Annotated in this window: 19 protein-coding genes and 1 pseudogene; 9 read left to right on the top strand and 11 right to left on the bottom strand. The window is 33.6% G+C overall.

From position 1 onward, the window contains the following. Positions 1–6 precede the first annotated feature (6 nt). From GM3709_RS02410 to GM3709_RS02400, 3 genes are all read left to right on the top strand, one after another. Positions 7–1,296 (top strand): glycosyltransferase, encoded by a 1,290-nt coding sequence (locus GM3709_RS02410; protein ID WP_066115935.1) that lies wholly within the window; start codon positions 7–9, stop codon positions 1,294–1,296. Further along, positions 1,296–2,891, top strand: coding sequence for a glycoside hydrolase family 3 N-terminal domain-containing protein (locus GM3709_RS02405; RefSeq protein ID WP_066115933.1), 1,596 nt, complete (start codon positions 1,296–1,298; stop codon positions 2,889–2,891). The genes GM3709_RS02410 and GM3709_RS02405 overlap by 1 nt, the downstream gene beginning before the upstream one ends. A gap of 149 nt (positions 2,892–3,040) precedes the next feature. Then, the gene (locus tag GM3709_RS02400) at positions 3,041–3,274 is read left to right on the top strand and encodes a DUF4327 family protein (protein WP_066115931.1); all 234 of its coding nucleotides are present in this window, start codon (positions 3,041–3,043) and stop codon (positions 3,272–3,274) included. Between the two features lie 97 nt (positions 3,275–3,371). On the opposite strand, the gene cobD is transcribed toward GM3709_RS02400, so the two are convergent. Continuing rightward, on the bottom strand, positions 3,372–4,424 hold the full coding sequence (gene cobD / locus GM3709_RS02395) for a threonine-phosphate decarboxylase CobD (protein WP_066115929.1): 1,053 nt from the start codon (positions 4,422–4,424) through the stop codon (positions 3,372–3,374). Positions 4,425–4,495: 71 nt separating this feature from the next. Next, positions 4,496–4,780 (bottom strand): HU family DNA-binding protein, encoded by a 285-nt coding sequence (locus GM3709_RS02390; protein WP_017295372.1) that lies wholly within the window; start codon positions 4,778–4,780, stop codon positions 4,496–4,498. A gap of 335 nt (positions 4,781–5,115) precedes the next feature. Between GM3709_RS02390 and GM3709_RS02385 the strand changes: the two genes are divergently transcribed. From GM3709_RS02385 to GM3709_RS02375, 3 genes are all read left to right on the top strand, one after another. After that, positions 5,116–5,463, top strand: coding sequence for a hypothetical protein (locus tag GM3709_RS02385; protein WP_066115926.1), 348 nt, complete (start codon positions 5,116–5,118; stop codon positions 5,461–5,463). 153 nt (positions 5,464–5,616) lie between these two features. Next, positions 5,617–6,009, top strand: a complete 393-nt coding sequence (locus GM3709_RS02380) for a hypothetical protein (protein WP_066115924.1) — start codon at positions 5,617–5,619, stop codon at positions 6,007–6,009. 198 nt (positions 6,010–6,207) lie between these two features. After that, the gene (locus tag GM3709_RS02375) at positions 6,208–7,566 is read left to right on the top strand and encodes a hypothetical protein (protein WP_066115922.1); all 1,359 of its coding nucleotides are present in this window, start codon (positions 6,208–6,210) and stop codon (positions 7,564–7,566) included. 33 nt (positions 7,567–7,599) lie between these two features. Here the strand turns inward: GM3709_RS02375 and ffh are convergent, their stop codons facing one another. Next, a complete protein-coding gene (gene ffh / locus GM3709_RS02370; RefSeq protein ID WP_066115920.1) occupies positions 7,600–9,042 on the bottom strand; it encodes a signal recognition particle protein in 1,443 nt (480 codons plus the stop codon). A 126-nt stretch (positions 9,043–9,168) separates the two neighbouring features. Here ffh and cbiT point away from each other — a divergent pair, with 126 nt between their 5' ends. Next, positions 9,169–9,762, top strand: coding sequence for a precorrin-6Y C5,15-methyltransferase subunit CbiT (gene cbiT / locus GM3709_RS02365; RefSeq protein ID WP_066115918.1), 594 nt, complete (start codon positions 9,169–9,171; stop codon positions 9,760–9,762). A gap of 59 nt (positions 9,763–9,821) precedes the next feature. Here the strand turns inward: cbiT and GM3709_RS02360 are convergent, their stop codons facing one another. The 8 genes and pseudogenes from GM3709_RS02360 to GM3709_RS02330 form a co-directional block, all read right to left on the bottom strand. Beyond that, positions 9,822–11,711 carry a ribonuclease J gene (locus GM3709_RS02360; RefSeq protein ID WP_066115916.1) on the bottom strand — a complete coding sequence of 630 codons (1,890 nt, stop codon included), beginning with the start codon at positions 11,709–11,711 and terminating at the stop codon, positions 9,822–9,824. Positions 11,712–12,067: 356 nt separating this feature from the next. Then, complete coding sequence (dapA, locus tag GM3709_RS02355; RefSeq protein WP_066115914.1) at positions 12,068–12,961, bottom strand: 4-hydroxy-tetrahydrodipicolinate synthase; 894 nt, start codon at positions 12,959–12,961, stop codon at positions 12,068–12,070. 141 nt (positions 12,962–13,102) lie between these two features. Continuing rightward, positions 13,103–14,125, bottom strand: coding sequence for an aspartate-semialdehyde dehydrogenase (locus tag GM3709_RS02350; RefSeq protein ID WP_066115912.1), 1,023 nt, complete (start codon positions 14,123–14,125; stop codon positions 13,103–13,105). A gap of 183 nt (positions 14,126–14,308) precedes the next feature. Next, a complete protein-coding gene (gene psb27 / locus GM3709_RS02345) occupies positions 14,309–14,716 on the bottom strand; it encodes a photosystem II protein Psb27 (RefSeq protein WP_066115910.1) in 408 nt (135 codons plus the stop codon). A gap of 108 nt (positions 14,717–14,824) precedes the next feature. After that, complete coding sequence (locus GM3709_RS02340) at positions 14,825–15,544, bottom strand: methyltransferase domain-containing protein (protein WP_066115907.1); 720 nt, start codon at positions 15,542–15,544, stop codon at positions 14,825–14,827. A 48-nt stretch (positions 15,545–15,592) separates the two neighbouring features. Further along, complete coding sequence (locus tag GM3709_RS02335; RefSeq protein ID WP_066115905.1) at positions 15,593–16,603, bottom strand: bifunctional diguanylate cyclase/phosphodiesterase; 1,011 nt, start codon at positions 16,601–16,603, stop codon at positions 15,593–15,595. A gap of 199 nt (positions 16,604–16,802) precedes the next feature. Then, positions 16,803–16,997: pseudogene (locus tag GM3709_RS20025) on the bottom strand (transposase); the annotation flags it as partial. 146 nt (positions 16,998–17,143) lie between these two features. Next, positions 17,144–17,884 (bottom strand): diguanylate cyclase, encoded by a 741-nt coding sequence (locus tag GM3709_RS02330; protein ID WP_066115903.1) that lies wholly within the window; start codon positions 17,882–17,884, stop codon positions 17,144–17,146. 532 nt (positions 17,885–18,416) lie between these two features. Here GM3709_RS02330 and GM3709_RS02325 point away from each other — a divergent pair. Both GM3709_RS02325 and dusA read left to right on the top strand, forming a co-directional pair. Continuing rightward, positions 18,417–18,971, top strand: a complete 555-nt coding sequence (locus GM3709_RS02325; protein WP_066115901.1) for a DUF411 domain-containing protein — start codon at positions 18,417–18,419, stop codon at positions 18,969–18,971. Positions 18,972–18,997: 26 nt separating this feature from the next. Beyond that, the gene (gene dusA, locus GM3709_RS02320) at positions 18,998–19,993 is read left to right on the top strand and encodes a tRNA dihydrouridine(20/20a) synthase DusA (RefSeq protein ID WP_255359681.1); all 996 of its coding nucleotides are present in this window, start codon (positions 18,998–19,000) and stop codon (positions 19,991–19,993) included. Positions 19,994–20,083: the final 90 nt, after the last annotated feature.

The following is a 20,083-nucleotide window of genomic DNA, read 5'->3' as shown; positions in this document are numbered from 1 at the left end:
ACTTATATGAAAATAAATTGGTTTTCTCCTCTACCTCCTGCCAATACGGAAATAGCAAATTATACAAAAACACTCCTTCCTTACCTACAAGAAAAAGTAGAAGTAACCCTCTGGACAAATCAACAAAAATGGGATGAGGAACTAGAAAAATATACTTCTGTTAAACAATATAAATTAGAACAAATGCCCTGGTTTGAATTAAATCAAGGAGATGTCAATATTTACAATTTAGGAAATAATGCTAGTTTTCATGGCGAAATATGGCAAGTTGCCCAACTATTTCCCGGAATAGTTATTCTTCATGATCAAAAGTTACAAGATTTTTTTTATATGTTTTATCCCGATAAAAATGATTATATTCAACAAATGAAAAAAACTTATGGACAAGAAGGAGGAGAAAGTGCACGACTATTTCTTAATGAGTATCATTCTATGGAATTTATGACAGAAAATTATCCTCTTACCTCCTTGGCTTTAGAAAATGCGTTAGGAGTTATTACCCACAATCGAGAAGTTTATCTTTCCCTTTCTCAAGAAAATCAATGGTTAATCGGTTATACTCCCTTACCTTACATCAACGATCGATGTGAAAGTAATCTTGATCAAAAACAACAACAGAAACCTTATAAATTAATTATGTTTGGTTTTATCGGAAAAAATCGCCGTTTAGAAACTGTTTTACAGGCTTTATCTCAGTTTAAACAAAAAGATAGTTTTCGATTAAATATTTATGGACAATTATGGGATGAAAATTATATTAGAGAACAAATCCAAATATTAGATTTAGAAAATTTAGTCACTATTCATGGTTTTGTTTCCGACGAAGAGTTAGATTTTGCCTTGTCTAATTCTGATTTAGGGATTAATCTACGTTATCCAACTATGGGAGAAGCATCAGGCAGTCAAATGCGTCTTTGGAATCATAGTTTGCCTTCCCTCGTGACGAAAATCGGTTGGTATAGTAATTTAAACTCCTCTGCTGTTGCTTTTGTAAGACACGATCGAGAAATAGAGGATATTCATAAACATTTACAAGGATTTCTCGACAATCCAAGCCACTATCAACAAATGGGACGCAAAGGAAAGAAAATATTAGAAACGGATCATCGTCCTGAATTATATGCTGAAGCGATCGTTAATTTTGTCACAGAAATATCTAAATATAGATCTCATTCTAGCATCGATCGAATAGTAAAAAGAGTCGCGATCGAGTTAAACTATTTAAACTCTGATATAAAATCCCCTGAATACTTAAGTTATATAAGTGAAACTATAAAGTTTATTACAGCTAAATAATGAATATTGATAATAGGGAAAAATTAACAAAAAAGTTGTCTCTGAGAGAAAAAATAGGACAATTAATCGTTGTGCGTACAACAGGTTATATATTTGATCATCAAATTCGTTACCCTGCTTGGGAAGCCACCCAATCTCAACTCAAAAAATGGCTACAAGAATTAAATCTTGGGGGAGTTATTCTATTAGGTGGTAGCTGTGCCGAAATAGCCTATCGCACTCAACAATTACAATCATGGGCAAAAACGCCTCTTTTGATTGCCGCCGATATTGAGGAAGGAGTCGGGCAAAGATTTACTGGTGCAACCTGGTTTCCTCCACCAATGGCATTATCAAAAATTGCCTTAGATAACCTTTCTTTAGCTCAAAAATATGCTCAAGACATGGGAAATATTACGGCTAAAGAGGCTTTAGCCATTGGTATCAACTGGATTTTAGCACCTATCACTGATGTTAATAATAATCCGGATAATCCTGTGATCAATGTTCGCTCTTTTGGAGATAATCCCCAAGTAGTCTCAGATTTAGCCACCTCTTTTATTAAGGGTTGTCAATCATACCCTGTTTTAACCACCGCTAAACATTTTCCCGGGCATGGTGACACTACCACCGATTCTCATTTACATTTACCTCAAGTTAACCATAATTTAGAGCGGTTAGGAGAAATTGAGTTATTACCATTTCAACAAGCTATCACTGAAGGAGTTGATAGTATCATGACGGCACACTTATTAGTTTCTGCATTTGATGGTATTAATCCGGCTACTTTATCCTTCTCCATATTAACTCAACTTCTACGGGAGAAAATGAATTTTTCTGGTTTGATTGTTACTGATGCTTTGATTATGGGAGGAGTGGCAAAATATGCTACTCAAGAAGAAATTGCTGTTAAAGCGATTCAAGCAGGTGCGGATATTCTTTTAATGCCCGAAAACCCCGAAGTTGCAGTAAATTCCATCGAAAAAGCTATTCATGATGGCATTTTATCGGAGGCAAGAATAGATCAGAGTTTAACAAGAATTATTGAAGCGAAAAGTAAGTTATCTTTTCAAATGCCCCATATAGATATTATTAGCCCTCCAGAAGCTCGATCGACGGTAAATGAAATTTTAGTCAAAAGCATGAGTTATGGTGGTCAATTCCCGATGAAAGCTAAGGATAAGGGAATAAATTTAGTAGTAGTGCAGGATTTATTAAATTGTGATTTTCTCCATCGACAAACTCCAGCTATTACCATTCCTGAAAGTTACGGCTATCAAACCCAAATTTTTGATCAACGGAATTTACATTTAGCTCAATACGATGATCAAGATATTCTTTTACAAGCCTTTATTCGAGGTAATCCTTTCTTGGGTAACGGCGGTTTAACAGATTCCGCTAAGGTTTTTTATGAAAAATTATTAAAGCTCGATCGAGTTGTTGGTATAGTTATCTATGGCAGTCCTTATATTTTAGATTGGTTTTTACCACGCCTCAAGAAAAATACTCCTTGGGTGTTTACTTATGGACAAATGTCCGAAGCTCAAGAGTTAACCTGTCAATATCTTTTTAACTTGTCAACAGATCATGACATAAAGAAAGGTGATTTTTTGTAACAAAATTAACAGAAACCCTTGCAGTTTAAGGGTTATTACTGAGACTTTTTGATAAATATGTAGTTAAAGATACATTAAGCAGTCCTTTACGATCGCTATGAGTTAGACTATATTGAGTATAACCAAATAAAGTTTATGGGGAAAAGCAGATGAAAACATTAGAGAAAACTGCACAGGATTACTCCATTGAGATGATTAAAGATGAAGTACGTCATTTAGTGGATAAAGGCACTGTTAGCCGTCATCAACCAATTTATATTTTATGCCAATATATCCCCGCTCGGGAATGGGTATGTGTAGAATGTGAATTAGAAAAATGCGATTATCTACTAAGAGATCAAATTGGAGATTTAATTGCCTGTGAAAATTGGGATAACGATTAATTAATAACTTGAAAGGCGGGATTAGGAATAATTACCTAAAACCTGTTACTTTTCTTATTACTTAATAAACTTGTCAGATATAAACTCGATCGTGTCTTTAAATTTGTGGAGTTAATATATCTGCTAAAGTCGTAGTTAACTTGCGGTTATCTTCTTGTTTTTTCACCGCAACACGAAAATATTTTTCTCCTAATTCGGGAAAACTAAGACAGTCACGAATCAAAATTTGTTCTCGCTTGAGTAATTCTAACTGAAGTTGTGAACTGGGAATTCTAGTTTCTACCAACATAAAGTTAGCACTACTAGGGAGGGGTTTTAACCCTTCAATTTGGGACAAATCATCCCTTAGTTTTTGCCGTGTTGGCTTTAACCATTGCCATGTTTTTTGCTGAAACTCAAAGTCACTCAAGGCTTTTACTCCTGCTATAGCGGCTAAGTTATTGACGCTCCAAGGATCTCGCCATTTTTGCCATTTTCTAATTCTATCAGGGTTACTCACTCCATAACCAATTCTAAGTCCGGGCAAACTGTAAAATTTTGTTAACGATCGTAATATAATTAAATTATCATGATCCTCTACCACATCAATTAAACTTTCTTGCTCATTAGGTAGTAAAAAGTCCATAAAGGCTTCATCAATAATTACGAGACGAAATTTTTGTAAATAGGGTAACAGTGTCTTTTTCTGCCAAAGTTTACCCGTGGGATTATGGGGATTATTAATTAGTAAAGCCCCATTGTAACCCTTACTTAATCCCGTTTCTAATTGTTCTAAATCATAGAATTTACAAGGAATATTGAAAGTGTTTAATGCTCGTCTATAGTCGGCAAAACAAGGAGAAGGAAGCATAACTCCTTCTAAATCATGGGCTTCCCATGCTATCCATGTTAATAACTCCGCCGCCCCATTACTAGGCAATACCAAATCTTGATCTATTTGGTGGTGTTTTGCAATCCCTAGACGAAATTGAGGATAATCAGGGTTCGGATAATGATCTAATTCTTTTATACCTTTAATTATAGCTTCGATCGCCTTCTCCGGAGGCCCTAAAGGATTAATACTAGCAGAAAAATCAAGCACAGCAGACGGGGAGCAGTTAATGAGAGTCACTGCCCAATCCACATTGCCTCCGTGAGTTGGTCTAATCAAATAGGGTAAAAATAGTAAATTGGAGCAAAAATCAGCCCAAAATGAGTGATCTTTGCCGATTATGCAGAAAACTAGGCTTTAGGAGGTGCAACTCTCTCTTTGAAAAGTTTACCCGCAGAAAAAGCTGGTACTTTAGTCGCCGGAATGTCCATTTTTTCACCAGTTTTGGGGTTACGCCCTTCCCGTGCTTTTCTCTCCCGACTTTCAAATGAGCCAAAACCAACTAGAGTAACTTTATCTCCAGAAGATACGGCTTCCATAATGGCTTCTACGGTAGCACTAATGACGGCATCTGCCTGTTTTTTGGTTACATCAGCCTTAGCTGATACTGCATCTACTAATTCACCTTTGTTCATAAATTGATCTCCAATTGTTTAACGTTATGGTCATGAAAATAGAGTTAATGATCCTAATTAGCTGAAATTGCCATCAACTCATTGTTTTACTGTTTTTAACACTAGATCTGATATTACATGATTAATCGCTGAAATGATTAAAAATTCTGGTTTTTCTCGATTTTTTTACAATTTTTTGCTTTTTTTGTAAAGAAACGTAACAATTCACAATAAATTAGTAACTAAATAAAATACATATATTAATCAAGCTAAGAGAAAAAAGACACAGAAGATGAAACTCCCAGTTAGAATGAGGTTATAATAGTATTAGGAATATTTGACTACTAAGAGGGAATATGAAAACACCTTATAAGTTGCTATCGATCGTATGTGTTACTCCGATTTCAGTGGTGGTATTTAATTCTTCTAATAATCCTGCCTTGGCTCAATTGAGAGGACAAGATTCCCAACAATTTTTCGATCGAGGAAATCAAGTAATGGAGCAACAAATCCAAGAAATTCAACAAGAAAATATCAGACAATTAGAAGAACAAAATACACTTAAAGAAGAGAATTTAGAATCACAATTGGAAATCAAAAATTCTGAAGAATCTCCTATTAAAGAAATTCCTGATACTGTTACTGAAATGGAAAATAATGTGCCAGAATCTCCCAATGATGAGATTAAAATTGAACAACAGTAATAACAATATTATTTTTTTATTAATTTCTATTACTTAATTTGAATTGTTTTTTATTAGTTCCTTTAATTTTTTAATAAATGGAACTTTTTTTACTATATTTCGTCTTAGTCCATATATGCTATTTATTAATTAATTAGAGGCAAATTATCAACCATGAAATCTAAACGTTTTTTGACTTTTATCAACTTTTCTATTATCAGTTTTTCACTTTCTCTTTTATCTTCTCCATCCTTTGCCCAATCAGCAAAACCTATTTTTGATCAGCAACAATGTGTTGAAGGATTGGTGAAAGAAGGTTTAAAAGCTGATCATGCTTCTACATGGTGTAATTATAAACAAGAATGTTTAGTTCGATCGCAAAAAGAAGGATTACCTGCGGATGCAGCCAAAAGTGTTTGCGATTGCAGTATCAAGGAATTTAGAAAACGCTATACAACCGATAAATTTAAAGAATTGACGAAAAAAGCTGATAGTGATTCAAAAGTAGCAAAAGAATTAAGAGAAGTAGGAGAAAGTTGTTTTGAAGGGATTTTATTTGAACAATAGACAAATATTACTTATCATGTAAAAGAGTAGATTTTCAATAAAAATATTATCTCTTGTTGTCTTCATGATAGTTTTTTTCTAGCAAAGAGACAACAGATTTTGATTCTAATTAAAACATTCTTCTTTCTTAAATTATCGGAAAGATGTAATAGTAGAAAATCTTTCTTTTTCATCAAAAAGTCAGAATAAATCACACTCATGAATCAACCAGATTATCTCCTTCAGTGTCGTCAAATATTAAAATCTGCCATCACAGAATTAGGTTTTTCTTTGACGGAGGATAAAATCTGGAAAATAGCAGGGTTAATAATTGAAGGAATGTCAGGAAAATGGCGTAACTTTCATACTTTTGAGCATATTCTGATGGTATCAAATACTGGAGATCCATTAATAACTTTAGCAGGATTATTTCATGATTTAATTTATTTACAAGTAGATCAAATAATTCCTTTCAATTTAACTCCTTATCTGAATCTTTTTATTTATCAAAAGGAAAACAATTTTTATATCAAATCTAAATTATTAGAAGATGATCATTGTTTTTCTATAGTTTTAGAAATTTTCGATCTTAATTTAGGGGATAATTTACTACCATCCAAAGGACAAAATGAGTTTTTAAGTGCTTTAATTGCGGCTAAAATTTTAGAATCTGATTTACCCTTATCTGTTATCACTCGCATAGTCACAATTATTGAATTAACTATCCCTTTTCGCCAGTGTAAAAATGATAATACAACTATTCCTTTAGAACTTCAAAAACGTTTAGAAAAAGTTAATCAAAAATTTAATTTAGATTTAACTTCAGAAGAAATTATTATTACGATCGAACAGGCTGTAAAATTGGCTAATCTTGATGTTAGTGGTTTTGCTGCCTCTGATGTGACAGATTTTATTAACAATACATGGTTACTATTGCCCGAAACGAATCACTCTTTAAATGACACTCTTAAATATACCGTTAAAGATTATCGTTTTGCCCTAGTTAATACCACTAAATTTATTAATTTTATTTCCCCTGAATTAATTTTTCACCAATATCAAAATGAACCGAATATCGAAACTTTTCAAGAGTTAATTAATAGGTGTGAAAATAACCTTAATATTGCTAGGTTATACTTAGCCGTTAAACTTGTCGGTATTAGTATTTTAGAGGCATTATCTTCTCATTTGTTGCCAAATATTCCTTTAGCTTTTTTATGGGGTTTTTCCGAGGAAAATCACCCTCACTCTTCTATTTTTGATTTTCTTCCATCTTTTTCTCCTTGTAAAATTCATAATGAGCAAGAAAAATTAATTCTTGATTTATTGAATTTTCAATTTCAGAGAAATTTGTTTTCTCCCACTAATCATTCTCTTTTTTCTACTTTTATTGTTAATTATCTTTCTTTTGAAGAAGTCATTAAATACCAATCTCAATGTTATCTTTTTTTTAATAATCTTCTTAGTCGGGAAGATTTTTTATCTCTTTTTCCCCCGACTTTAATCACTCTTTTATCAAATGCGATCGCTCAATTATTAGAGGAAAAACAATTAGGATTTATTAAAGAGCAAAGGTAAAATTATCAAAGTTTAACGAAGATAATCTCATGGTTAAAGATCGGCAAAACCTCTTTTTTTCTTGACTTTTTTCGGTTTTTTCGGAGTGCCTTGATTTCGATTTCCGGGGCGATTACCTCCCCCTAATAATCCTCCTAAACCCCCCATTCCGGGCATACCACCCATACCGGGTAAACCTCCTCCCATGCTCATTTGTTGCATCATAGTGCGCATCCGAGTGAAATCGCTGACTAGACGGGAAATATCTTTTTCTTCATGGCCTGAACCTTTAGCTACTCGACGACGACGGCTAGGTGATTGGGCTAAAAGTTGAGGATTTGCTCTTTCTTCTTTTGTCATGGAGTTAATCATGGATTCTGTGCGTTTTAGTTGTACTTCTCCTTGTTCTAACGCTCCTGCACCTAATTTGTTCATCCCCGGTATTAGTTTCATCACCCCTGCAAATGATCCCATATTTTTTAATAGGCGCATTTGTTTTAAAAAGTCGTTGAAGTCGAATCGAGCTTCCATCATCTTTGTCTGCATTTTTTCGACATCGGCAATGTCTAATTCTTCCTGTGCTTTTTCTACAAGAGTGACAATATCCCCCATATTAAGGATACGGGATGCCATTCGCTCGGGGTAAAAGGGTTCTAGGGCTTCGACTTTTTCCCCTACCCCAATAAATTTAATGGGTTGCCCAGAAATGGTACGCACAGATAAAGCCGCGCCCCCTCTACTATCCCCGTCCATTTTAGTGAGAATCGCTCCTGTTACCCCTATTTCTTCATGGAAAGTTCGGGTAACGTTAGCCGCTTCTTGCCCCGTCATGGAATCCACCACTAATAGGATTTCGTGAGGTTGAACAACTTCTTTAATTTGGGCTAATTCTGCCATCATATCTCGATCGATTTGCAAACGCCCTGCTGTATCGATAATAACCGTGTCAAAACCTTGCTCTTTACCTTGAGCGATACCTTGACGGGCAATTTCTACGGGATTTGCATCTTTTCCTAACTCAAATACAGGAATAGAAATTTGTTTTCCTAATGTAATCAACTGATCGATCGCTGCTGGTCTATATACGTCTGTCGCCACCATTAAACAACTTCGTTGTTGTTTTTTGAGATAAAGAGCAAGTTTAGCGGTAGCAGTGGTTTTACCAGCACCTTGTAACCCTGCCATTAAAATAACCGTCGGAGATTTTTCTGCTTTAGCAAGGGGGACATTACTTTCTCCCATCACCTTAACTAATTCATCATAAACAATTTTAATAAACTGCTGTTGGGGATTTACTCCAGATATAACTTCTGCACCAAGGGCTTTTTTTTCAACTTCTGCAACAAAACCCTTTACAACCTGAAAATTTACATCAGCTTCTAATAACGCTCGTCTCACTTCTTGTAGTGCATCTTGAATATTTGACGAGCTTATCTTACCTTGTCCCCGTAATTTTTTCCATGTATCTTCTAAACGTTCTGCTAAAGCATCAAACATAACTTATCTTATAAAAATTATAATATTCACAATAATAACTATAACAGAAGGTCGAATTGACAATGGAGAATGCACAATTAAAAAAATGATTTAGGATAACTATATATTAATAATTTTTTTTAAAGTATGATTTGGCAATATAAAACTTCTGGTATTCCTGATGAACTTTTTGAGCGTTTACCCGGTATTCCGTTGACAAAAAAAGAAGTAAGGTTACTAATTTTATCTGCATTAAGATTAGAAGAAAATTCTGTTATTTGGGATGTGGGTGCAGGTACAGGGACTATTTCGATCGAAATGGCATTATTATGTCCTAATACCAAAATTATTGCGATCGAAAGAGATCCTGATGTTGCTAATTTAATTAAAAAAAATTGTGATCTTTTTCAAGTAAATAATGTGGAAGTAATAGAAGGAAATGCACCTCATTGTTTTACCAATTTAACCCCTAAACCCGATCGAATTGTCATTGGAGGGGGAAAATCTGTAAAAGATATTTTATTGAAAGTATGGGATTATTTACCTTCTCAAGGAAGGGTAGTAGCTATGGCAAGTAATTTAGAAAATCTTTATCAACTTTCGGAAGGTTTAGCTCAATCACGAGCTTGTAATATTGAGGTGGTGCAATCTTCCATTAATCGTCTGGAAACAAGAGGATTAAGTCAAGTATTTGCTGCGATCGCACCCGTATTCATTTTAAGTGGAGAAAAAATAAGTTAAGAATAATCAATTAAATTTTTTCCGTTCTTAATTTTCCTGTCTTCTCTATGATTTTCAAATTAAACTGAAACAGTTGTCTTACGACGACGGCGAGTAAATTTTCCGTCAGTTTCTTCTTCCTCTTCTTCACTATCAATATTAGTAACATTGTTATTACCATTATTATTGTTCGTGACAGTTTTTGATGTATTTTCTTGAACCTGTAGCATAAAAATCACTAGAGATTCACTATTTAATTCTCTTTGAATTAAACGCTCTAAATTGGTTTCAACATCGATACGAATACTCGTCCAATTGACTTGATCATGACCATTTAATAGTAAACTACTTTTCAAACGATCGCCAATGGTTTTATCCACTGTACGAATAATCATACGCTCAAGAGTTGAAACTTCAATTTTGCAGACAACACCCCGTAAATTGATTTGTGGTTGTGTCAATAAACGTCCTTGATTATCAACACTAGCGGCAATGGTAATAACTCCATCTTCAGCTAGACGTTGACGTTCTTCCATTACGTTATCATGAACCACTCCAGCAGTATCGACTAATTGAATACCCGAAGGAACTTTTTCACCCTTACTAATACTATCTGCCGTTAATTCGATCGTGTCACCGTTTTGGATAATAACAATATTTTCCGCAGGAATACCAACACTTTGGGCAGTTTTTGAGTGTTGTACTAACATTCTATGCTCACCATGTACCGGTACAAAAAATTTCGGTCTAGCAAGAGATAAAATTAATTTTTGGTCTTCTTGACAACCATGGCCAGAAACGTGTACATTCGCTTGTTTACCATAAACTACGTTCGCGCCTTGCATCATCAGTCGATCAATAGTATTAACGACAGCAATAGTATTACCCGGAATAGGATTAGCCGAGAAAATAATAGTATCACCTGGACGGATTTTAACCTGACGATGTTCACCCTTAGAAATTCTCGTCATGGCGGCGAATTTTTCTCCCTGAGAACCAGTACAGAGAATTAATACCTCATTTTCTGGTAGACTACCTAAATTACGCAACGGTACAAATAAATTATCGGGACATTTAATGTAACCTAAATTACGAGCATGAGCAATAACGTTTAACATCGATCGACCCACTACTCCTACTTTACGATTATACTGCATCGCTAACTCTAGCAACATATTAATCCGATGTACAGAAGTAGAAAAAGTTGTCACCATCAATCGTCCTTTAGCTTGGTTAAAAACCTTTTCCAAACCGGGATAAACGGATCTTTCCGAAGGTGTAAAACCCGGTACTTCTGAGTTAGTCGAATCTCCCAGTAAACATAATATGCCCTCTTGTCCTAATTCTGCTAAACGGTGAAAATCGAAATATTCTCCATCTACAGGGGTATGATCTACTTTATAATCTCCCGTATGAATTAAAACACCGATAGGAGTATGAATCGCAAGGGTAAAACTATCAGCGATCGAGTGTGTATTGCGAATAAACTCAACTCGAAAATGTTTACCAATTTTAACAACATCACGGGGTGAAACAGATTTAATGATTGTGCGATCTTGTAATCCCGTTTCCTCTAATTTATCACGCAATAGAGACATAGCCAAACGAGGGCCATAAATAATCGGAGTGTCTATCTGCTTAAGATGATAAGGAATACCACCGATATGATCTTCGTGACCATGAGTTGCTACCATAGCTTTAATTTTGTGCTGATTTTCTTTCAGATAAGTCATATCAGGTAAAACAACATTAATACCGTGCATTCCATCTGTAGGGAAACCGATACCAGCATCAACTAAAATAAGTTCATCTTCATATTCATAGATGCAAGTATTTTTTCCTATTTCATGTAAACCACCGAGAGGAATTATTTTTAAAGTCGGTTTTTTATTTTTATTTCTTTCTGGAAGAATAACTGTAGGTTTTTCGGAAGCTGTGGTTTTTCTTTTTCTAGCTTGAATTTGATACATATCTATTTATTTTTCTACTAAATTTTTACGATGCAGAGAATAAGTTTAGTGTTATATTTTTAAGGATTAAGTTGTTTTGCAAAGATGCAAAATGATGAATAGTTTACTCTCAACCCATCTTCTTCCTTTTATAATTAACTTCAAATTCTCTTTCTTGGAAAATGGAATTATTCCTAATTCATAAATCAATTATCCTAACTAAATTATTGATTAACTATTTTTCTAAAAATCATGACTTTAACATGATCTATTACCTCCTCAAAAAATAAATTTATCCTATCTCTTTCATTAACTGAAAAACTTTTTTATTAATTTTAAATAGCAACAATTATTAAACTATTCTTTGCATTTACTATTTATAATAATTCTAAATCCTGTAAAACTTTTTCTACTTCCTTTTGTTGATTAGCCAGTAGAGGAGTTAAAGGTAATCTGACGTTACCGACATCCCAACCTTGTAATTGTAGGGCAAATTTGACGGGAATCGGATTTGTATTGCAAAATATAACCTTAAATAAACTATATAATTTTTGTTGAATTTCTTGTGCTAAAGAATTATTACCGTTTTTGTATGCTGTTATCATGGTTTGCATTTCCTTGCCGACTAAATGACTGGCAACACTCACTACCCCAATGCCTCCTACTGTCATCATGGGTAGGGTTAAAAAATCCTCTCCTGAATAAATTAAAAAATCGGAAGGTGTAAGTATTCTTATTCTAGCAGTTTGTTCTAAATCTGCACTGGCTTCTTTTACTGCTACGATATTATCTAAATCATGGGCTAATCGAGCGGTTGTTTCGGCTTCCAAATTTTTTCCTGTCCTACCCGGAATATTATACAGCATCATTGGGACATCAGGACTAGATTTAGCGATCGAGCTAAAGTGTTGATATAAGCCCTCTTGAGGTGGTTTATTATAATAGGGTACCACTTGCAATGAACCATCAATGCCAATCTTGGCAGCCTTTTGAGTATCAGCAATTGCTTTAGCAGTAGAATTTGAACCTGTACCCATGACAATTTTAGCACGATCGCCTACTGCATTTTTGACAACCTTGAGTAACTCATATTTTTCGTGATCTTCTAAAGAAGGTGATTCTCCTGTTGTACCGCAGATAACTAAACCATCACTGCCATTATTAACTAAATGATCAGCTAATTTTTCAGCCACACCATAATTAACAGATAAATCCTCGTTAAAAGGTGTCACCATAGCGGTTAAAACTCTACCAAAAATATAATCACTCATCATTGTCAATAAAGGGAATAAGAAATAGGCGACAGTAAATTAATCTACTCATGTGTGAATAGACAATATTCATTTTACTTGATTTTGACTCCTTGTTTCCAAGTTCGAGGGATCAATTTAAGAGGTTTACAGGAAAATGTTTTAAGATTTAAGTAAATTTTTAGTAATTAACAACTCAGCAATTTGTACAGCATTTAAAGCAGCACCTTTGCGAATTTGATCACCACACAACCACATTTCTATGCTATTTGGGTTGGATATATCTTGACGAATTCTACCGACTAAAACATCATCTTTTCCCGTCGCATTTATGGGCATCGGAAAATAGTTTTTATCCCAATCTTCCATCAATGTAACTCCTTCTGCTTGGGCGATAATTTCCCTTGCTTTTGCCACAGAAAAAGGTTGAGCAAACTCTATATTAATTGCTTCCGAATGCGCCCTTAACACTGGCACTCGAACACAAGTAGCACTGATACGTAAACTATTATCCCCAAAAATCTTGCGAGTTTCATTAACCATTTTCATTTCTTCTTCACAATAGTTGTTATCCATTAAGGGAGAATTATGGGGAAAAAGATTGAAAGCTAAGGGATAGGGCAAAACTTCCGCTACTGGATTTTCACCATTTAAAATGGCTTGGCTTTGAATTTTTACTTCTTCCATTGCCCTTGCACCAGCACCACTTGCCGATTGATAAGTTGAAACGATTATTCTTTGAATGGGTTGAATTTGATGTAATGGGTATATAGCAACCCCCATTAAAATAGTTGTGCAATTTGGGTTAGCAATGATGCCTTTATGTTTTTTTGCATCTTCAGGATTGATTTCAGGTACAACTAGGGGAACGTCCATATCCATGCGAAAAGCGCTGGAATTATCTATCATAACAGCACCTGATGAGACGATCGTATTTGCCCATTTCTTAGAAGTTGAACCACCGGCGGAAGCTAACACTATATCAACATCTTTAAAAGAATTTTCGTCAACAGCTTGAACTTCGATTAACTCATTTTTGAAAGGGATTTTTTGGCCAGAAGAACGAGGGGAGGATAATAATTTTAATTCTTTAACAGGGAAATTTCGCTCTATGAGTAAATCAATAATTTCTGTACCAACTGCCCCCGTTGCCCCTAAAATAGCAACGTTAAATTGATTAGACAAACAACTTTCCTCCTAATAAATAATTGATGGATAAATTTAACAATAAAAATAAAATCACTATGAAAAATTGACACAAATTACATTATAATCTTTTTTAAAGTCTGTAACTGTGACTAAAAGTGTGTATTTTTTTGTTGTCACAATAGTTACTAAGCTAAAATTAATTGTTAATTGTTAATTGATTTAGTATCCTTTTTTGAGAGCAAATTCCACTTGTTTAAACTCTTGATTAAGACGAGTTTTTAACTTATCAGGTAAGGGACGACTACCATAGGAAGTATAATAACCTGCTAAAGAGTTAAGAGCCGTTTGCATAGTAGTAAAAGATTTTAAACCACCGTAATTAGCATCTTTACGATAACGAGAAACATAGTCGTTTATTTGTTTACGAGCTTGTTCCTGAGTTGCTTTTTTAGTTTCAATATCAATATCGGTAGGAAGTTCGATCGCAACAGTTAAACTTTGTAAAACTTTCAGGGTATCGTCAGTATAGTTGCCAGTTAAACCAGTGGAACTTTCACCACAACCGAATAAACCAATAGTAATAACTAATACTAATGCTAAAAGTTTTGAAAGATAAGATTTCATCATGTTTATTTATAACCATATTTTTATCAATTCTTCATGATCTTATCAGTTATGGGATCAACAATTACTATCAAGTTTAAAGATATAATATTTTGTAAGCAAGAAAAGAGATTAGGTTTTGCGTATCTCAACATAAATACTTTCATCACTACGATCGGCTAGATCTAATTTAAAAAGTTCGGGAATAGATCCTTGTTGAAAATTATATTTTAAAACATCTTGTGTCTTAAATCCGGCGGCCACTGCTATTGTTTTAATTTCGTCAAAGTCATAAATCCATTGATGTCCCCAAAATCGAAAAATCTGGTTCATCATCCATGCTTTACGTTGAGGAGGATTTTTGAATCCCATTTTAGAAAGATTATCACAATGTTGCTTATAAAAACTCTGAGTATTATCTAAATATCCAGAAACATATAAATATAAATCAGGTGTACTTAAGCGCAAAACTCCACCTATTTTGAGAATCCGTCTGATTTCTTTCAACCATTGTATAGCTTGTTCTATGGTAATATGCTCAATAAAATGTTCTGAAAAAGCATAATCAAAAACACTATCTTCAATAGGGATTGGTTGAGTTTGATCATGTTGTAAATAATATTGATTTTCAGCAACAACAATTAGATTTCCTATATTTGATGTATTACCAAATTGATCTCCTATTTGAAGATAATCTGTATTGAGCCAACCTGTATGTAAGTTTAAACCAGAACCACAATGAATTCCTCGTAATCCCAGTTGTTGAATATCATTTTTTGTTAAGGGACAACATTTAATAAAACCACCATTAATAGTAGCGTTAATGTTGATTATTTTTCGATTAAAAGTCATAAAAAAATTTTTATTAGTTTTTTTATTAATTATATTTACAGTAGTTGTTTAATTATATTTTTCTAACTTTTCTTCCCATAAACGAGTAAAATCCTGAGCTGGAATCGGGCGGCTAAAATAGTAACCTTGAAGTTTATAACAACCATGATCTTGAAGATCGTTTGCTTGTTCTATGGTTTCCACTCCTTCCGCAATAACACTCATTTGTAGGCTATGAGCAAGAGCAATTACAGAACGAGTAATAGCATTATCATCATTATCATGGGGGATACCTCTTACAAAAGACTGATCAATTTTGAGAAAATCTAAGGAAAAACGTTTCAAATAGCTTAGAGATGAAAAACCTGTACCAAAATCGTCTAAAGCTAATAAAAAACCATAATTGTGTAATTGTTGCAGAATATTAATGGCTTTCTGTACATCATCTATTAATAAACCCTCTGTAATTTCTAACTCTAATTGATGCGGTTTTAACTCTGTTTCTTGGAGGATATCTCTTATCTCATCTGCTAAATTTTCCTGTTGAAAGTGTTTTCCTGATAAATTGACAGCAACGCATAACTCTGGAAATCCCGCTGATAACCAACTTTGATTTTGCTGACATACAGTTCTCAATACCCATGTACTTATATCTAAAATTAAGTTACTAGATTCGGCAATGGGAATGAATAAGGCTGGGGAAACAAAACCATATTCGGGGTGTTGCCATCTTAATAATGCCTCAGCGGCGACAATATCACCACTATTTATATCTATTTGTGGTTGATAATATACTTGTAATTCTCCTTTTTCGATCGCATGATGTAAGTCTCTTTCTAATTGAAAACGACGCAGAAGAGTTTGATTCATTTCTTCCGAGTAGAATCGATATGTATTACGTCCTTGCTCTTTTGCCAAACGTAAAGCCATATCAGCTTGATTAAATAATTCGTTAGTATCGGTTTTTTCATTCTCAAGAATAGCGATGCCGATACTAGCGGTAATATTAATTTCGTTGTTGTCTAAGGTTAATTTTTCCGCAACAGTATCGAGAATTTTATCAGCATATTGATTAGACATCTTGCAAAATTATAATAAACATAAAAAGATGATAGGATAAAACAAAATATTAGCAATCTCCTCCAATTTAATCAAAGAAAATAACTGTGTTTATACAGTTAAATATAATTTTTACTTATATACCTCTACCCTAGCAAAAGTCCATCTCAACTAGCTAGAAAATACACAAATTAATTTCTTGGATTTTTTTGTTTTATTTTCAGATAACACTTATCTTTTTTTCCACTATTTCATAATTATAAATTCCCGCAATTAAGTTAAATCTTAACCTAAATCTTTTTCTTTTATTTCTATATTTTTCTGATAGTATTCTAAATATTTTAAGTTTTCTATTTACATGTTCAATTACTATTCTTTGTCGATTTAGTTCTCTATTTTTTCTTTTTTCTTTTTTCTTCTTCGGTTAACTTTCTTTTTTTACTCCAAATCTTCTTTTAAACTTTTCAGGCTTTAATTTTTTTATTTTCTTAAGTTTCATAATTAAATCTTATACTTAAGTTATCCCCCATCGCCCAAAATTATAGATCATTCAAGTTCATCCTATCTCGTATTTAATTTTGCAAGAGGTCTATTTAAACCTTCAACAGATGTAACACTATGTACTAAGGCAAATTCATCACTACTAACTCTAGCTAAAATATCTCTTTTGGTAATATGTTGACTTAACTTTTGGGATACATGACGTAATACAAAATCCCCTGATTCATGGCCAAAAATATTATTAATATTCTGAAAACCGTCTAAATCTACCAACATGATGGCTAGAGTGTTTTGATAATGGGGTAACTCTGATATTAGTTGTTGAAGTTGACGGTGAAATAGAAGTCGATTAGGTAAGGCTGTTAAAGAGTCGTAATTTTTTAACTGTTGAATTAACTCATCAAGTTTACCGATACTGTATTGGGTATCTGCCATTAAAACCCCTGCTTCATCTTTAAATTTTGTAGGTAACTGGGGAATTTTATTAGTTTCTAAATATTGCCGCAAACTTTTTGCTGTCAAAGTAATGGGAATTAATAATTTTTGCAGAGTAAAAAGTGTAATACCTGTACCGACTAAAGTGGCGATTAAAGCAACGACTAATACTTTTATTTTGGTATCTGTGGTTAAACTGGTAACGGTAATAGCGTAAAAAAAGAGAGATAGTAAAGGTATATGAGTACCGATAAAAGCAACTAGCATTATTTTTCCCAAGTAACTTTTTGGTAATTTTAGTTGAGAAAGAAGAGTATAAAGTTTTAATTGTGATGTAACAGAAGTTATTATTTTTGGATTAGTCATGATTTTTGCTTAGATTTTTTACTATCTTTGAGTTATATTTTTCACTTAATTTACCTATATCAAATTCTATAAATTATCTATTATGATAAATCACAATACAGTTTTGTTCTTTATTGATAAGTTTATCATATAATCAAAATTATTTGATAGATTATTTTCAATGTATAGTTTTTAATTACTTATAAAGTAGCACTAATCAGTTATTTATTTTTTAAAACTAATACTTTTCTTATTTGAATCTCATAAATTATTCTTTTTTCTCAGACAATATTTTTGTTTCATAATCAATGATCTTATCTTGAGAGCATAAGAGATGTTACTGTGTTATATACAAAAGTACTTGGATCTATCCATGCAACAAAGCCTACGATCGTACTTAATCTTATAATTTATAGTTGAGTGAAGAAATCTGGTTTTAGTAATTTTTATATCGAGTTAATAAATCTCGTAAATGTTGAAAAATGTCATTTCATCTTCATTTCATCTTTTTGAGTAAATATAAATAATAAGTGAATAAAAAAGAGAAACTATCATGTTAAAAATAAAACTGATTAAATCATTAACAGGGATTGCACTTATTGGGATAATCGGTAGTGTGACTCTATCGTCTCATAATCCAAGTTATGCCCATGAAACCCATGAAAATCACCGCAACAATTCCACAACCCTTAGTGTATGGGATAAGGCGACGGTTAACTATAGTGGTAGTAAAAAAATAACCGTTTATAATAGTCCTTCTTGTGGTTGTTGTAAACAATGGATGGCGCACATGAAAAAACATGGCTTTGAAGTAACTGATATAAAAACGGAGAATATTGATGCTATCAAACAAAAAAATAACTTACCATCACAATTAGCCTCTTGTCATACAGCTATTATTAATGGTTATGTCATGGAAGGGCATATTCCCGCTGATGATATTAAGAGATTTCTTAGTCAAAAGCCAAAGATGAAAGGATTAGCAGTAGCAGGAATGCCAATTGGTAGCCCGGGTATGGAATCTGATAAAATAAAACAACCCTTTAACGTTATTGCGTTTAATAATAAAGGTAAAAGCGAAGTGTTTAATAGCTACAAAAACTATTAATTTAATTCTCCATTGCTGATTTAAAAGTGACTTTACAACCAATTATTAGTGTTGCCCCCATGATGGACTATACCGATCGACATTTTCGGTATATTATGCGTAAAATGACCAAAAAAACTCTCCTTTATACGGAGATGATTACTACTCAAGCCATTATACACGGCGATCGAGCAAAATTATTGGACTTTTCGGAAGAAGAAAAACCTGTCTCCCTACAGTTAGGAGGCGATAACCCCCAACAATTAGCAGAATGTGCCAAAATTGGGCAAGATTGGGGCTATGATGAAATTAATCTTAACGTAGGGTGTCCTAGCTCAAGGGTACAAAATGGTAACTTTGGAGCTTGTTTAATGGCACACCCCCATAAAGTTGCCCAAGCCATAGAAGCCATGGAAAAAGCCGTTAATATTCCTGTGACGGTTAAACATCGTATCGGCATTGATGATCAAGATAGCTATCAAGACATGGTATATTTTGTTAAAACCCTTGCGGATAGCGGTTGCCAACGATTTATTATCCACGCTCGAAAAGCATGGTTACAGGGATTAAGCCCAAAGGAAAATCGAGATATTCCTCCTTTACGTTATCAAGACGTATATCGCCTTAAACAAGAGTTTTTCCCTCTCACTATTGAAATTAATGGTGGTATTACCTCGATCGAGCAAACAAAAAAACATTTAAACTATGTGGATGGAGTAATGATTGGAAGGGCGGCTTACGATAACCCTTATTTATTTGCCTATGTCGATCGAGAAATCTATGGAGAAGACAAAGCAATTGCCAGTAGAGAAGAAATAATCGAATCTTTATATCCTTATATTGACTTTTGGACATCACGGAAAGTAAAATTAAATACTATCATGCGCCATTTACTGCAAATTTTTGCAGGTCAAACGGGAACAAAGGCTTGGAAACGATACTTCGCAGAAAATGGTAACACCTTTCTTGACGGTTCAAAGATAGTTAGTCAAGCCCTTGTCATGATAAAGAAAGGAAACGAGGAAAATACAACAAAAGAATAAATTTACACCTCAACTCGGAACTTGGGATGACATGGCATTGTCAGTCATTTTTATATTATGGTGTTAATTTTTAATTATCTATTATCAATT

The organism is Geminocystis sp. NIES-3709, assembly GCF_001548115.1.
In the GTDB taxonomy this organism is placed as follows: Bacteria; Cyanobacteriota; Cyanobacteriia; order Cyanobacteriales; family Cyanobacteriaceae; genus Geminocystis.
Note: the sequence above shows the minus strand (reverse complement) of the source record. Positions and strands in the feature narration are given on the sequence as shown.

Coding starts and splice junctions, on each gene's coding strand:
- GM3709_RS02410 (WP_066115935.1), top strand. CDS start 7: ATGAAAATAAATTGGTTTTCTCCTCTACCTCCTGCCAATACGGAAATA.
- GM3709_RS02405 (WP_066115933.1), top strand. CDS start 1,296: ATGAATATTGATAATAGGGAAAAATTAACAAAAAAGTTGTCTCTGAGA.
- GM3709_RS02400 (WP_066115931.1), top strand. CDS start 3,041: ATGAAAACATTAGAGAAAACTGCACAGGATTACTCCATTGAGATGATT.
- GM3709_RS02390 (WP_017295372.1), bottom strand. CDS start 4,780: ATGAACAAAGGTGAATTAGTAGATGCAGTATCAGCTAAGGCTGATGTA.
- GM3709_RS02385 (WP_066115926.1), top strand. CDS start 5,116: ATGAAAACACCTTATAAGTTGCTATCGATCGTATGTGTTACTCCGATT.
- GM3709_RS02380 (WP_066115924.1), top strand. CDS start 5,617: ATGAAATCTAAACGTTTTTTGACTTTTATCAACTTTTCTATTATCAGT.
- GM3709_RS02375 (WP_066115922.1), top strand. CDS start 6,208: ATGAATCAACCAGATTATCTCCTTCAGTGTCGTCAAATATTAAAATCT.
- ffh (WP_066115920.1), bottom strand. CDS start 9,042: ATGTTTGATGCTTTAGCAGAACGTTTAGAAGATACATGGAAAAAATTA.
- cbiT (WP_066115918.1), top strand. CDS start 9,169: ATGATTTGGCAATATAAAACTTCTGGTATTCCTGATGAACTTTTTGAG.
- GM3709_RS02360 (WP_066115916.1), bottom strand. CDS start 11,711: ATGTATCAAATTCAAGCTAGAAAAAGAAAAACCACAGCTTCCGAAAAA.
- dapA (WP_066115914.1), bottom strand. CDS start 12,961: ATGAGTGATTATATTTTTGGTAGAGTTTTAACCGCTATGGTGACACCT.
- psb27 (WP_066115910.1), bottom strand. CDS start 14,716: ATGATGAAATCTTATCTTTCAAAACTTTTAGCATTAGTATTAGTTATT.
- GM3709_RS02340 (WP_066115907.1), bottom strand. CDS start 15,544: ATGACTTTTAATCGAAAAATAATCAACATTAACGCTACTATTAATGGT.
- GM3709_RS02335 (WP_066115905.1), bottom strand. CDS start 16,603: ATGTCTAATCAATATGCTGATAAAATTCTCGATACTGTTGCGGAAAAA.
- GM3709_RS02330 (WP_066115903.1), bottom strand. CDS start 17,884: ATGACTAATCCAAAAATAATAACTTCTGTTACATCACAATTAAAACTT.
- GM3709_RS02325 (WP_066115901.1), top strand. CDS start 18,417: ATGTTAAAAATAAAACTGATTAAATCATTAACAGGGATTGCACTTATT.